Here is a 13299-nt window from a genome sequence, read left to right as displayed (position 1 = left end):
CTTGCTCAGACAACGATCGTGTATAATAAAGATAAATTAATTTGGAAAGGGTGATGGATGTGGCTCGAGTAACGTTGTATTTAGTCCGCCACGGGCAAACGTATTTTAACATTTATAACAAATTACAAGGATGGAGCAACTCGCCATTGACAGCGATGGGTATCGCTGACGCCAAGGGTGCTGGTCAGCGGCTGGCTGAAATTCGGTTTGCAGCAGCGTATTGTTCTGATACGACCCGAGCCCAACAAACTGCCGCGATGATTTTGGCCGCTAATACGTTATCAAATCAAGTCAGTCCATTGAGTAGCCCCTTTTTTAGAGAACAGTTCTATGGCTCTTTTGAAGGCGAAAATATGAACTATGTCTGGGATCAAGTGGGTCGCCCACACGGCTTAAACGGGTTTAAAGCGATTGAAGAAAAGTACTCTATCGCCAAAGCCAAAGACTTAATGAAAGAAGCCGATCCCTTTCATGATGCAGAAAGTAACGACGAATATTGGGCCCGCATTGACCGTGGCTTTGATTTGATTCGCAATAATGCTGACCTTGACGATGACGACAATGTGCTCGTGATTAGCCATGGCAACACACTGCTTAGTCTTATGGAACGTTATGGTCAAGGCAAGTTCGATCTATCCGAACGACCAGCAAATGGGAGTGTAACACGGCTGTTGTTGGATGACCAACAGATCACAGTACTGGGTTACAACGAGAAATAAGCTGGTGAGTGCACAACCGCTACTGCGCTAGTGCTATTACCTGCGCCTAACGGGACTCAGTAGCTACCGCCCCAGTTCCACACTGAGTTTTATTGTCGTGATGCACTGGTGCAGAGGTCTGTGCCTAACCTGAGATTTCCCCTTGGCAAAATGCGCCAACTGGCAATCTCTTGTTAGTGCTCGACCTCTACCGCCCCAGTTTCACACTGAGTTTTTATTGTCGTGTTGCACTGGTGCAGAGGTTTGTGCCTAACCTGAGATTTCCCTTTGGCAAAATGTGCCAACTGGCAATCTCTTGTTAGTGCTCGACCTCTACCGCCCCAGTTCCACACTGAGTTTTATTGTCGTGTTGCACTGGTGCAGAAGTCTGTGCCTAACCTGAGATTTCCCCTTGGCAAAATGCGCCAACCGGCAATCTCTTGTTAGTGCTCGGCCTCTACCGCCCCAGTTCCACACTGAGTTTTAAAAAAGGAGAATTTATTTAGATGGCATTATTTGGTTTTGGTAAGCGGAAGAAGCAACAAGCCGCGATTGATTTTGAAAAGCAAACTGGCGAAGAAGGTAAGATTTACGACGACGCCAAAGCAGTTCGGAATGCAGTGTTTGTCGACGAACAGGGCATTAGTCAAGATCTAGAATTTGATGGACATGATGATCAGGCTACCCATTATGTTGGCTATGAGAATGATGCGCCAGTTGTAACCGCGCGTGTCACAAAATTGGACAAAGACATCTTGCAAATTCAACGGGTTGCCACCATTGATTGGGCGCGCAATAAAGGTTATGCACGGGCATTGATGGATCAAATTACCGAAGATGCTAAAGCCGATGGTTATCGTTCTCTTTACTTGGAAGCACAAGAGACGGCAGTTAGCTTTTATGCCAAACAGTCCTTTGAAGTTTTCGGCCAACCCTTCCTGGAAGCCAACATTTGGCATCGTAAAATGGAAAGAGAATTGTATCCAGAAGACTAATGTAGAAACAAGGTGAACCTATGAATCGGCCGAGCCTACGTGAATCGAATAGTGGCCATATCTTTAGCACGGAAAAGTTAATTTTTGGTATTGGAGAAATTAGTCGGATGACCGGTGTTTCGACGCGACAATTGCGCTACTGGGAAACGAAAGGGTATATCAATTCTAAAGATCGACAGGACGAACAACAGCAACGTGTGTATGGGTATGCAACGTTTTTGAAAGTGTCTGGGATAAAAACGATGTTGGATGAAGGATACACTTTGGCTGCGGCTTCAGCACAGACGGATGCTTTAATACAAGAAGGCTTGACGTTACGCAATTTTGTTTTAGATGCTTATCACGGCCTTGAAGAGATTAATGGACGAATGATGCTTGATTTGGGTGACTTTGATGATGCTGGACAGCTACGGCTCTACGCCTATGTTGAGGATCATCACGTTCATTATCAACAAGTATTAGTCAGTAAGGATCGCCGCCAATGATCATGTCAAAAGCACGTTTGGAAGCATTCAGTGACGGTGTGTTTGCTATACTGATTACCATTTTAGTTCTTGAATTTAAGGTTCCTAGTTATCGAACCGGTCACCTGTGGCAAGGAATTATGCACCAATGGCCTGAATTTTTAGCCTATGGCGTGTCGTACTTTTATGTTGGAACACTCTGGCTATTCCACCATGATTATTTTGCCAGCCTAAAAGTCATCGATCGGAATCTTAACCTATTAAATTTACTCTCAATGTTCAGCGTGACGCTGTTAGATTATCCAATGATTCTTGTTGCTACCGCTATTGCTAGTGGAAATTCGACTGACGTTCGCACTGGTTTCATGATCTACGCGACGGTGGCACTATTTATCTCAGCGGTCTATTATTGGCTGTATCGCTATCTTCATGATCATCAAGAATTAATGAGTACAACTAATTTAGTGATTGACCACAGTGTCCAATTGGATCCTGTGCGGTCTATGATTCTATATGGGTTAGCCATTATTGGTGCCATTTGGTCCAATTGGGTCGGCGGATTATTATTACTCGCCGGAATTATTTTTCATTTTATCGCCTATCTACACTTAAGTAAGCAGCACCAATCAACCAAGAGTACGGAGGCATAAATGTGTACCAGTATTTTTCAAATTGCCGTTGATGGCACGCATGTTTTATCGCGGACTATGGATTGGCCCACGCTCGATAATACACCGGCATTTGTACCCCGTGGTTATCAGTGGCAAAGCGATTTTGATCATCGCCAATATACCAATCAATATGCGATGGTAGGTGGGGCTTTTCAACGTCCAGAACGCATTGATTTGTCCGACGGTGTGAACGAATGGGGATTGACGGCGCAAAAACTAACGTTTGCAAATGGTTTTAAACATGCAGAGATAAAGCGGACCGACCGTGTCCAATTGGCGCCCTATGAATTTGCATTTTGGCTGCTGGGAAACTTTCACTCGATTGCGGAAATTGAAGCGCATATCAATGAAATTGAACTAATGGCAGACACTTTCAGCGATCATAAATTTGGACGTCCTGAGTTACACTTTGCGGTAGCCGATCGTACAGGCCGGATGGTCGCGATCGAACCCACGACGATTCCGATGCGAATTGTGGATGATCCTCTTGGTATTTTAACCAATGTCCCCAATTTTGAACGGCAAATTGATCGATTGAATGATTACATGACTTTTACACCAGCTTTTTTGGCGGAACAAGTACCATTAAATACGGCGAAAGTGACAACGGGGAATTTGTCAGGCAAATCAATTCCGCCTGGTTCCTACAGTCCTTCCTCTCGTTTTATTCGCGCTGCTTATTTTAAAGAACGCGCTAATCAACCGCTGGATGAGGCCGGCGCCATTATTAGTAGTTGGCACTTACTTGACGGTGTTGCCGTGCCTCGAAATACTGATCATCAGCAGACGTATTCAGTGTATCGGGCGGCAGCGGTCTGTGAAAGTCGAGCGTATTATTTTGAACCGTATAATCGTGAGACAATTACAAAACTTCAATTAACAGATGACATGCTAACGTGGAAGGAGCCAGTCTTTTATCCAGTTGAGAACGATTTAACAGTTGAGACGCTGAATTAGTCCAAAAATTGAGAGCGGGACATAAGTCGGTAAGTGACGAGCACTAAGGGTGACCTACGAATGATGATGGTTTATTCATCATTCGTAGGTCGCTTTTAGGCGGAGCCACTTGGCTTATGTCCCGTATTTTGGCTATTTAGATTTTAGTTTTGTCCCAGACTCTTTGGCTGTGGCGGACGATATGTCACTGCCTGATTGTCTTACCTGATTAAGATCAGGTACCAATATCATTTACTTGACCGCCTTAACGATCGAAGAACCGATAATGGCGCAAAACGGCATACACCAGTGCACCAAGGATAATCATAATTACAATTGTAATTTGCCAACCAAAGGGATGTGTTTCAAATGGCAGCTTTACATTTTCGCCAAAGAAACCCGATACGATGGTGGGAACAGTCATGATGATGGAATAAGCAGTCAAGAATTTCATCGTGTTATTCAAGTTATTGTCGATTAAATTTGAGTAGGCGTTCGAGACCCGTTCAACCACGTCTGAAGCCATTTGAGCCATCTCCAAGCCTTGTTGAGATTCAACAACAATATCGGTGATATGTTCGCGTTGGTCGTCGTTAACGGGCACGACCGGAAGCCGTTGAAGATCTTGCAGCATATCTGTGTTGGTCTTTAGAGAAGTCAGATAGTAAACCAAGCTCGTTTCCAAATCCATTAAATCATTAATTGCGCTATGTTCAGGATTTGTCTTCAATGCTTTTTGAATTTGGGCGCGGCGGCGGTCTATCTGGTTAATTTTGTCTAAGTAAGTGGTCGTTAATTTGTACATCAGTCCCAAAATAGCATCAATGGGTTGCTGTTCTTCAATGACCGGCAACTTCAAAACTGTATTGGCATTAATCACAATATTGTGTACATAGTCAGTGTCGCCACTGGTAAACGTAAAGACACGCCGGCCCTTAAATAAAAAGCCGACTGGTGCTGTAGCAGTTTCTGGTGATGTATCCGTGATGACGTTAAAGATAATTAATGAAATTCCATTTTCTTTATCGATTTCAATACGGGCTCGTTCATTTGGATCGGTGGCATAGCCATACATCTCTTCCGTTAATTTATAACTATGAATGAGGCGTTGATGTTCAGCGTCTGTTTCATCTTGCACGTCGATCCATTCAAAATGATTATTGATCTCAATCGGTGTCAGCATAATGTATCTCCTGTAAGTGACTTAACCGTAGAACCAAGGAATTGCGATGGTCAAGATAAGAACCACTAACAAGGCAATTTCATGGCGGCGTTTGTGGAGCCAGGTTAACGCGGCATATTCGCGAATTAGCCCACGAACGTAATAGTTGGAGCCGGTTGGTGCACCAATCCCCAAGCTAGGCAATTTAAGACTCGCGGCAATGATCGCAGCTCGAAATACGTGAAAGTTATTTGTGACAAAATCAATAACTGGTTTACCTTCATGAATTTCATCTAAGGCGTATTGGAAATTTTCGAAGGTACTCGTCGATTTTTCTTCCCGGCGAATAGCCGTTTGTGGATAACCGTGTTCAATTGCATAATCTGCCATGGCACTAGCCTCACTGACGGTTTCATCGGCACCTTGACCGCCAGACATGATGAGCATAGGCCACTGTTGAGTGCGTTGCTGTTGAGCAGTTGCCGCTTGAATGGCCACGTCGATACGAGATTGCAATAATTTGGAGAGTTGGTTGCCATGCAGTAGGCCACTACCTAAAACAATCACATAATCCGCGCCTTGTAAGTGTTGGCGGCGTGGATAAGTCCAAGTCGCGACTAAAAAATCGGCGATGGTGATCACCATATAGCCACCAAGTAAAGTTAGGGCGGTATTAATGTAGCGTAGCGGGGTTAGCCACCCATGAGGCCAGACATTGCCGGGGATAAAAGGAATCGCAGCTAAAAGAAGCGCGATGATGATCGTCAGATAACCAATTAGGCGTAAATGATGCCGCCAGCTTGAGACATGCCAAGCTAAGAGCATTAACCAGTCAAATAAACCTAGCGTTAACGCACCATATCCCAACAAACCTAATAACCGCCAACCAAGCTGATGGGTATCAACTAGTGACGTGAGCAAGATAATTGGTAAGCCTAACAAAATAGTGGCGCCGGTTACGATAAACCACGAATTTAGTAAGCGTCTGGGTTCACGACGATAACCAATGATGGCTAAGGTGATAGCAAGGATAAAGACAATCCCAGGGAAGTAGATTAGAAACGCAGTGACTTGATCTAATGAAAACATGAAAACTCCTTACTGAATAGACGAATTAGTGAGGCTCGGTTCTGGTTTGATGTAACTGATTGGCTGCTGGTCGATAAGATGAAACGGTTGTCGTTTGGCTCAGTCGTTCAAAAAGCAAGGGATAACGGGGCATAATTACGGCCAACAGACTGTCGAGTATAAGCGTTAGGAGGATTGCTCCGGCAAGTAATAGTTCACCGTTACTTGCCGGTCGACTGAACCATGGTTGTGCCAGAGCGATCAGGCCGATAAGGGGAATGTAACAAATGAGATTACGTACCGCAATTTGCCAAGGCCGTGGTGTTTGCCATTTTAGCGAGCAAATTTGTAGATGGACAGCGCGTAGCCCAATCGTTCGACCATTGAAAAGTTGTTCAGGTAACCAAATTAATCCCAGAACGCCGACTGCACTTAGTAGCCATCCGGGGACGACATAATTAAAGACGCGCATCACCAATGTCACGATCACGACGCCAATGCCGATCAATAGCCAATCTAAAACAAAGGCGGTGAGGCGGCGCATCAGGCCCACTTGCACGGCATGCCGACGATTAGTGGCCGCAATTTGAGCTTGAGTTGGTAACAACCAAGTAAATAAAGGTGCTAATAACCAACCCACGAGACCACCTGTCGTATTTAAAAGTAAGTCGTCCACATCAAACAGTCGATATGGGCGGATATAGAAGCCGTATAAGCCAGAAAGCTGAGTCAATTCAAAAAAGAGGCTTAGACCAAAGGACAGCATGACACTGGTCAATACATTACGTTTGAAATAATAGTGCAGGTAAAAGCCGAAGGGAATCGTTAGAACAATATTGAAGAAAGGCTGTTGAAACCCAGGTGCGTGAAGCGTAGTTAACCAAGTGGTCGGTTGATGTAGACTGAATCCCGTCGCACGAAAATTATAATAAACCAATAATGGATGTAGATTAATTGTCGGGGTGGTGAGAGCAGCGTCAGCCGCGCGCGTTGGTAAAGGTAAAATAATCAGAAAATAAGCGCATAGTAAATAGAAATAAAAGCTGTAATTGACGAACACTTGCCAGGCTGAAATTGCCCCATATCTAGCATAATGATACACCAATAAGGGGAATGCCATGCCAATTGCTAATAGTGGAAAGACAATGATGGCGACATGAATTGGTTCCAAATATTGGCCCATTTATTAGCCGCCTCCCTCGGTGAGTTTACCGCTCATTTTAGCATAATATTAGCGGTGCTAGTTATTATTCAAACAAGTATCAAACGTTCAGCTACCCTTGCAACAATTGATTTAAGGCCGCTAAGTAAGTCGCGATCAGTTTGCGTTGCTTTTTGTCAAAATGATTGGCTAATGTCTCCAATTGATTCAATTGCTGTCGTTCGATAGCTTGCCCATCTTTAACCGCGTTTTGGCCACTTGGTGTTAAGCAAAATTGTATGATGCGGTGATCATTAGCCACAGGTTGACTCGTCAATAATTGTAGTTTAATTAGTTTAGCGGTCGCTTTGGTCACAGCTGGTCGAGAAATGTTCAGGGCTGTTGATAGATCGTGATTGGTGACGGGTGGTGTTAACTGCTCGACTAAATGCAGTAAATGTCGTTGAGTTCTACTCAGCGCGACAGCATCTGTTTGCGATAATGACGTTGACTGACTGCTTTGGGGTAGATGTTGCAGTGTATTAATGAGGTCGCTGGTTTGAGTGGCTAGTGCTTTGGTCGAAATTTTAGCCATTACAGTATCTCCTATCGAGTGATGTTAGCAGATTAGATGAGATGAAAGGCTGTCGCATAGATTAATTGGCCAGTTAAGCAATGAGTTGTGTTTGAATTAATAACGTGAAGCATAAAATTTTCATCAGGAATTTGAAAGGGGGCCGTGAGACCATAATTGATTGCCGGTTGATAACCAAACCGTTCATAATAGGCAGGATCGCCAATGACGCTAATTGCGGTAAAACCATTTTTCAGCGCGCGCATTTCTAGTTCTGAAATCAGGCTGCTGCCGATGCCCCGTCCTTGAAAGGCTGGTGACACAGACAGTGGTGCCATCACGGCGATTTTAGTCGTTGGTTGTTCTTGAATGGTCGCCACAGAAAGGGCGGCGTGTCCAATAAGCGTGCCAGTCCTATGCTTAGCCACAATTTCCAAGGTGGGTGAATAATTTTTGTCATGGCGCAGGGCCATCGTCAATTCAGCCTCATTTCCATCTGAATGTGGTGCGCTAGCAAAAGCGATTTTAATCAACTGGTTAACTTCATTGTAATTTTGCGGTGTGATGGTTTGCAGTGTAATCACTCAATCGACCTCCTGTAGATATTCGGTTAATTTTAGCATACATCTGTGAAATGCCTTGATTTGATAATTGACAACTGACTGTGGCAGTCGTGACCAGCGACAAGTTTAATTCCAATAAAAAAACAGGTCCATGAACAAAACGTAATCGTTTGTCATCGACCTGTATCCGTACAATTTATATTGGAATTAACCCCGCAGAATTTCACCTAGAGAAGGTTGCTGTTTCGTGTCAATGCCATAGTGTTCAGCATAAGCCTTAACGGTGTCTTCGCCGAATTGTTGTGGATCAAGTGGCATAAATGCTGTTGCCACAGGATCTTCCGGATCGATCACGGCGTTCAGCACAATCGGCTTTTTGTTGCCGCTGGCTTGTAGTGATTTGATTTGATCGAAAGCTGCGTCTAATTCTTTAAGATTGGTAGCAGTGAGACCAACTGCGCCAAGTCCCTCGGCGACCTTTGCCCAATCGGCACCAGTTAAATCAACGCCGTAGAAGTGTTGTTTGGTTTCTTGTTGTTCGTACCAAATAAAGCCATAACGTTCATTGGAAAAGACGATGTTAATGACTGGTAATTGATAGCGTGCTTCAGTGATTAGGTCTTGAACGACCATTGAGAAACCACCGTCACCAGAAAAGCTCCATGCTTGGCCTTCTGGAACGCTCAGTGCGCCGGCCATCCCTGAAGGAACACCGTAACCCATGGTGGCAAATAATCCTGAGATGGCGAAACGCTGGTTTTCCGTCATTTTGACGCCACGAACCGCGAATTCAGATACGTTTCCAGTATCAACACCATATGTGTCATTAGAGCCGGCCAGCTCACGGGTCTTTTTCATGACTGCCTCTGGTTCAAGTCCTTTACTGTCATCACCGGCGAGTTGATCGAGCCAAGTGAGCCAGTTTTGACGGTTCGTACGGTTAGCACGCATCCAATCCGACTCTGGCATTGATTCACCGCTATCGAGGAGTGCTTGTAGATACGTCTTGCCATCTGAAATAACTGCATAATCAATTGGCACAACTTTCCCAATATCAAATGAATTATCGTTGACTTGAATGATTTTGACGTCAGTTGGCCAGAAACGAGCAAATGGATACTCGGATCCAATGAAGAGCACTAAGTCAGCGTGTTGCATGGCTTCAAAACCAGGCTTAGTGCCTAAACGACCGTTGGTACCTAAATAATTACGATGGTCGTTTTCCATGATGCCAGTGCCGGGAACTGTAGAGATAACTGGAATGTTAAACTGTTCAGAAACGCCATCGACCTGTTGACGGGCACCTTTTAACCCAGTCCCAATGTACATCAAAGGATGTTTGGCGGCTTTGATCATTGCTAGCGTGTCGCTCACCGCTTTCGGATCAACAACTTGCGTAAAGTTATTTGAAACGACGGTTGGCGTCTTAGTCGGCTCATAGTCAATTTCTGTGGCAGATAAGTTTTCAGGAATGGTGACAACGGCAACACCCTTTTGTCGGTAAGCTTCTCGAATAGCTTGGTTGACGACGTAAGGCAATTGTTCAGCGGTCGTAACAGTGCGATTATAGACGGATACATCAGCGAACATCGGATCTTCATCCATTTCTTGGAAGTAGTTGGTGTTCATGATAGATTGACCTACTTGGCCAACGAGGGCCAATACTGGTACATGATCCATCTTTGCATCGTATAAACCGTTGAAAAGATGTGTCGCACCCGGGCCTGCGGAACCAAAGGCGACCCCGATCTTGCCGGTGAATTTGGCGTCCGCAGCGGCAGCCATTGCCCCGACTTCTTCATGACGAACTTGAATATATTGAATTTTATCTTTTTCAAGGTACAGGCCTTCAACCGTGTGGTTAATGGACCCACCTGGGATTCCATAAATGTGATCCACATCCCAGTCTTCCAAAACCTTAACTAATGCTTGTCCTGCAATCATTTTTGCCATTTGATGCATCTCCACTTCGTTAAAATAGTCGATAGAAAGATAAAAGTCGTGACTAACTACAATGTCTATGATAATTCCGATAGAATGAAAGTGCGACTATTTGCACTTGATGCCGTTGAGGATTGTGAATGAAGGAAAAGGAGCATTGATCATGACTAAGTGGACTAGCAAATATTCTGTCCCTGCACCACTTGCTGGCGTGAGTGTCCGTCAGCTATTGAACGCTTGGCTCATTCCTAAGCGGATGCAGCACGACTTACGCGTGAACCACGATGTCGTTGTCAACGGGCAGTACCAGCCTTACAGTATGTCGGTACATACTGGCGATCAAGTGTCCTTGACCGTGCGAGCAGAAAATTTGGGGACACCGGTGCAAAGGTATTTGCCCGATGACCACGTTTATCTGCCAATATTATATGAAAATAATGATGTGTTAGTGATTAATAAACCCAGTGGTATCAAAAGCCACCCGAATCGCCCCGATGAGTCGGGAACTGTCATGAATTTTTTGACGGCCCAGTTGGCTAATGTCAACCAAACACCAGCCATGGTCCATCGCTTGGACATGGCGACGAGTGGAGCAATGATCATCGCCAAGACGCCATTAGTGGTGCCTATTTTAGATCGATTAATTGCCGACAAACGGATTTCACGTACATATCAAGCGTGGGTGGCTGGTCATTTTGAACAAAGTGCTGGTCAATTTAATGACCCGATCGGCCGTGATCTGAATGATCGGCGTAAACGTCGAGTTAACGGCGATCACGCTCAAACGGCACAAACAAGCTATCAAGTTTTGAAGACAACTACTTCCGCTAGTTTGGTGAGATTAACCTTAGGGACAGGACGAACGCATCAATTGCGTGTTCACTTGGCTGCCCACGGGCATGCAATTTTAGGTGATCCATTGTATGCTTCGCCAAAAGCTCTTCTGGCTGCGCCGCGATTGATGTTACACGCATATCAGTTACACTTGCTGTTACCGCTAGATGAAACCGATATGATGATTACGGCCCCGTTGCCCAAAGATTTCTCGTTGCTAGTTTGATGAAAAGGGGCCTGACTGAGTGCTGGATGTAATTAAGCAATTATACGGTCCGTTTTTTGACGGACAGAATTGGGCGACGATTTTAACCAGTCGTAGTGATTGGCTCATCGTTGGCTCATTGGTTTTGATTGAATGCCTCTTATCAGTGGATAATGCAGTCGTGTTAGCGGCACAGACGACCGGCCTCGATAATTTACAAGAACGAGAAAAATCGTTATTCTACGGCTTGTGGGGCGCCTATGTGTTCCGATTTTTCATCATCGGGATCGGAACCTATTTGATTCGTTTTTGGTGGATTAAAGTGATTGGGGCTAGTTATTTAATGTATTTGGTTTATCGCTATTTCCGTCACTTAATGACGCAACAAAAACGTCATCCACTGGGCCAAACGATCACCTCAAAAAAGCGGCGATGGTTTGGCCTATCACCATTTTGGACGGTGGTTATTCAAATTGAATTGATGGACATTGTCTTCTCGATCGATTCTGTATTAGCGTCCTTGGCAATTTCAGATAACGCTGTAATTGTATTAATTGGCGGGCTAATTGGTATCTTATGTATGCGTGGGATTGCAGAAGTGATCATGAATTTGATGCGCAAGGTTCCAGAGCTTGAGACGATGGCGTATGTCTTGATCGCACTGATTGCAGTCAAATTAGTCTTGTCTGTCCCACAGATTGATATTGAGGTTTCTTCACGTGCGTTTGGCTTGGTCATCTTAGCAGCTGTTTTAGTCACGTTACTGATTCATTGGCTCCGATCACGATTTCACCGTTGCTCAGATCGCAGGAAATAATAAACATTTCACAAGTAGTCGGCCATCGTGTTGGTCGATTTTTGTTTTATGATGACGTTATACAAAGAAAACAATGATGTTAGAGTGGAGATTATGCATTTTTTGAAAGTGAGGATAGGATCATGGCTGAATATCAAGCAAGTACTGCAGAACAAACGCTGAAGATCGATGACTTAGCGGCCTTGGAACCCTTGGTTAAGGCGAACATGGAGCCAGGTGCTTTTGGTTATATTCAAGGTGGTGCAGAGACGGAATGGACCATGGCCGAAAATACGCGAGCTTTTGATCATGCTCAAATTGTGCCCCGCGTGTTACAGGATTTAGAGAATCCAGATTTGAAAACATCATTATTTGGGATTCCCCTACAAACACCATTGATTGATGCGCCTGCCGCCGCTCATGGGTTAGCACATGAACATGGTGAATTAGAAACGGCTAGTGCGGTCGCGGCAGAAGGCACGATTATGTCTGCTTCAACCTATTCAAATGAACGAGTGGGCGATATTGCGAAGGCCGGTCACGGTGCCCCACAATTTTTCCAACTCTATATGAGCAATGATGATGGCTTTAATCACTGGATTTTGGATCAAGCAGTTGCCTCTGGTTACCGAGCAATTATTTTAACGGCTGATGCCTCATTAGGTGGATATCGTGAAGCTGACGTCAAAACCGGGTTTCAGTTCCCACTACCGATGATCAATTTAGCTGATTATTCAGCTAACGACGGCAGCGGCGAGGGGTTAAATATCATGCAGATTTATGCTAAGGCTAAGCGTAAATTGAGTTTAGCGGATATTGATGCAATTGCCAGCTACACGAATTTACCGGTTATTGTCAAAGGTGTTCAGTCACCAGCAGATGCAATGGCTGCCATTGGTGCCGGTGCTAGTGGTATTTGGGTTTCAAATCACGGCGGTCGTCAGCTCGATGGTGGACCGGCTTCATTTGATGTGCTGCCAGACATTGCCAGCGCAGTCAATCATCAAGTGCCGATTATTTTTGACTCAGGAATTCGTCGTGGCGAGCATGCCTTTAAAGCGTTAGCGAGCGGGGCTGATGTCGTGGCCTTCGCACGGCCACTTTTCTACGGTCTAAACCTTGGCGGGATCGATGGTGTTCGTTCAGTTATTCAGCACTTTAATCAAGAGCTGACGATTACCATGCAACTAGCAGGTACAAAGACTATTGAAGCTGTTAAACAAACAGAGTTGCTATGGCGGTGAGCATACT

Annotated in this window: 14 protein-coding genes; 8 read left to right on the top strand and 6 right to left on the bottom strand. The window is 44.8% G+C overall.

All coding sequences use genetic code 11. The features are described from left to right. The first annotated feature begins 59 nt into the window (after positions 1 to 59). From ACYQ0Y_RS05380 to ACYQ0Y_RS05360, 5 genes are all read left to right on the top strand, one after another. The gene (locus ACYQ0Y_RS05380; protein WP_407884839.1) at positions 60 to 719 is read left to right on the top strand and encodes a histidine phosphatase family protein; all 660 of its coding nucleotides are present in this window, start codon (positions 60 to 62) and stop codon (positions 717 to 719) included. Between the two features lie 485 nt (positions 720 to 1204). After that, positions 1205 to 1693 carry a GNAT family N-acetyltransferase gene (locus ACYQ0Y_RS05375; RefSeq protein WP_407884841.1) on the top strand — a complete coding sequence of 163 codons (489 nt, stop codon included), beginning with the start codon at positions 1205 to 1207 and terminating at the stop codon, positions 1691 to 1693. A gap of 20 nt (positions 1694 to 1713) precedes the next feature. Next, on the top strand, positions 1714 to 2178 hold the full coding sequence (locus ACYQ0Y_RS05370; protein ID WP_407884842.1) for a MerR family transcriptional regulator: 465 nt from the start codon (positions 1714 to 1716) through the stop codon (positions 2176 to 2178). Further along, positions 2175 to 2807, top strand: coding sequence for a TMEM175 family protein (locus tag ACYQ0Y_RS05365; protein ID WP_407884844.1), 633 nt, complete (start codon positions 2175 to 2177; stop codon positions 2805 to 2807). The genes ACYQ0Y_RS05370 and ACYQ0Y_RS05365 overlap by 4 nt, the downstream gene beginning before the upstream one ends. Then, positions 2808 to 3785: a linear amide C-N hydrolase gene (locus ACYQ0Y_RS05360; protein ID WP_407884846.1), complete on the top strand. Its 978-nt coding sequence runs from the start codon at positions 2808 to 2810 to the stop codon at positions 3783 to 3785. A gap of 244 nt (positions 3786 to 4029) precedes the next feature. Here the strand turns inward: ACYQ0Y_RS05360 and ACYQ0Y_RS05355 are convergent, their stop codons facing one another. The 6 genes from ACYQ0Y_RS05355 to spxB all read right to left on the bottom strand — a co-directional run bounded on the left by ACYQ0Y_RS05355 (position 4030) and on the right by spxB (position 10225). Further along, positions 4030 to 4947 carry a magnesium transporter CorA family protein gene (locus ACYQ0Y_RS05355; protein ID WP_407884848.1) on the bottom strand — a complete coding sequence of 306 codons (918 nt, stop codon included), beginning with the start codon at positions 4945 to 4947 and terminating at the stop codon, positions 4030 to 4032. Positions 4948 to 4968: 21 nt separating this feature from the next. After that, positions 4969 to 6015 carry a YdcF family protein gene (locus ACYQ0Y_RS05350; protein WP_407884850.1) on the bottom strand — a complete coding sequence of 349 codons (1047 nt, stop codon included), beginning with the start codon at positions 6013 to 6015 and terminating at the stop codon, positions 4969 to 4971. 25 nt (positions 6016 to 6040) lie between these two features. Next, entirely contained in the window at positions 6041 to 7177 is a 1137-nt protein-coding gene (locus tag ACYQ0Y_RS05345; RefSeq protein WP_407884851.1) for a VanZ family protein, read from the bottom strand. Between the two features lie 91 nt (positions 7178 to 7268). After that, on the bottom strand, positions 7269 to 7730 hold the full coding sequence (locus tag ACYQ0Y_RS05340; RefSeq protein WP_407884853.1) for a MarR family winged helix-turn-helix transcriptional regulator: 462 nt from the start codon (positions 7728 to 7730) through the stop codon (positions 7269 to 7271). A 32-nt stretch (positions 7731 to 7762) separates the two neighbouring features. Beyond that, complete coding sequence (locus ACYQ0Y_RS05335; protein WP_407884855.1) at positions 7763 to 8293, bottom strand: GNAT family N-acetyltransferase; 531 nt, start codon at positions 8291 to 8293, stop codon at positions 7763 to 7765. Between the two features lie 186 nt (positions 8294 to 8479). Then, positions 8480 to 10225 carry a pyruvate oxidase gene (gene spxB, locus ACYQ0Y_RS05330; RefSeq protein ID WP_407884857.1) on the bottom strand — a complete coding sequence of 582 codons (1746 nt, stop codon included), beginning with the start codon at positions 10223 to 10225 and terminating at the stop codon, positions 8480 to 8482. A gap of 151 nt (positions 10226 to 10376) precedes the next feature. On the opposite strand from spxB, the gene ACYQ0Y_RS05325 reads away from it, so the two are divergent. From ACYQ0Y_RS05325 to ACYQ0Y_RS05315, 3 genes are all read left to right on the top strand, one after another. Further along, on the top strand, positions 10377 to 11273 hold the full coding sequence (locus tag ACYQ0Y_RS05325; protein ID WP_407884859.1) for an RluA family pseudouridine synthase: 897 nt from the start codon (positions 10377 to 10379) through the stop codon (positions 11271 to 11273). Between the two features lie 19 nt (positions 11274 to 11292). Then, positions 11293 to 12069 (top strand): TerC family protein, encoded by a 777-nt coding sequence (locus ACYQ0Y_RS05320; protein ID WP_407884861.1) that lies wholly within the window; start codon positions 11293 to 11295, stop codon positions 12067 to 12069. 122 nt (positions 12070 to 12191) lie between these two features. Continuing rightward, complete coding sequence (locus tag ACYQ0Y_RS05315) at positions 12192 to 13292, top strand: lactate oxidase (RefSeq protein WP_407884863.1); 1101 nt, start codon at positions 12192 to 12194, stop codon at positions 13290 to 13292. The last annotated feature ends 7 nt before the right edge of the window (positions 13293 to 13299 follow it).

The organism is Furfurilactobacillus curtus, assembly GCF_054657915.1.
This window is presented reverse-complemented; position numbering and strand designations above follow the sequence as displayed.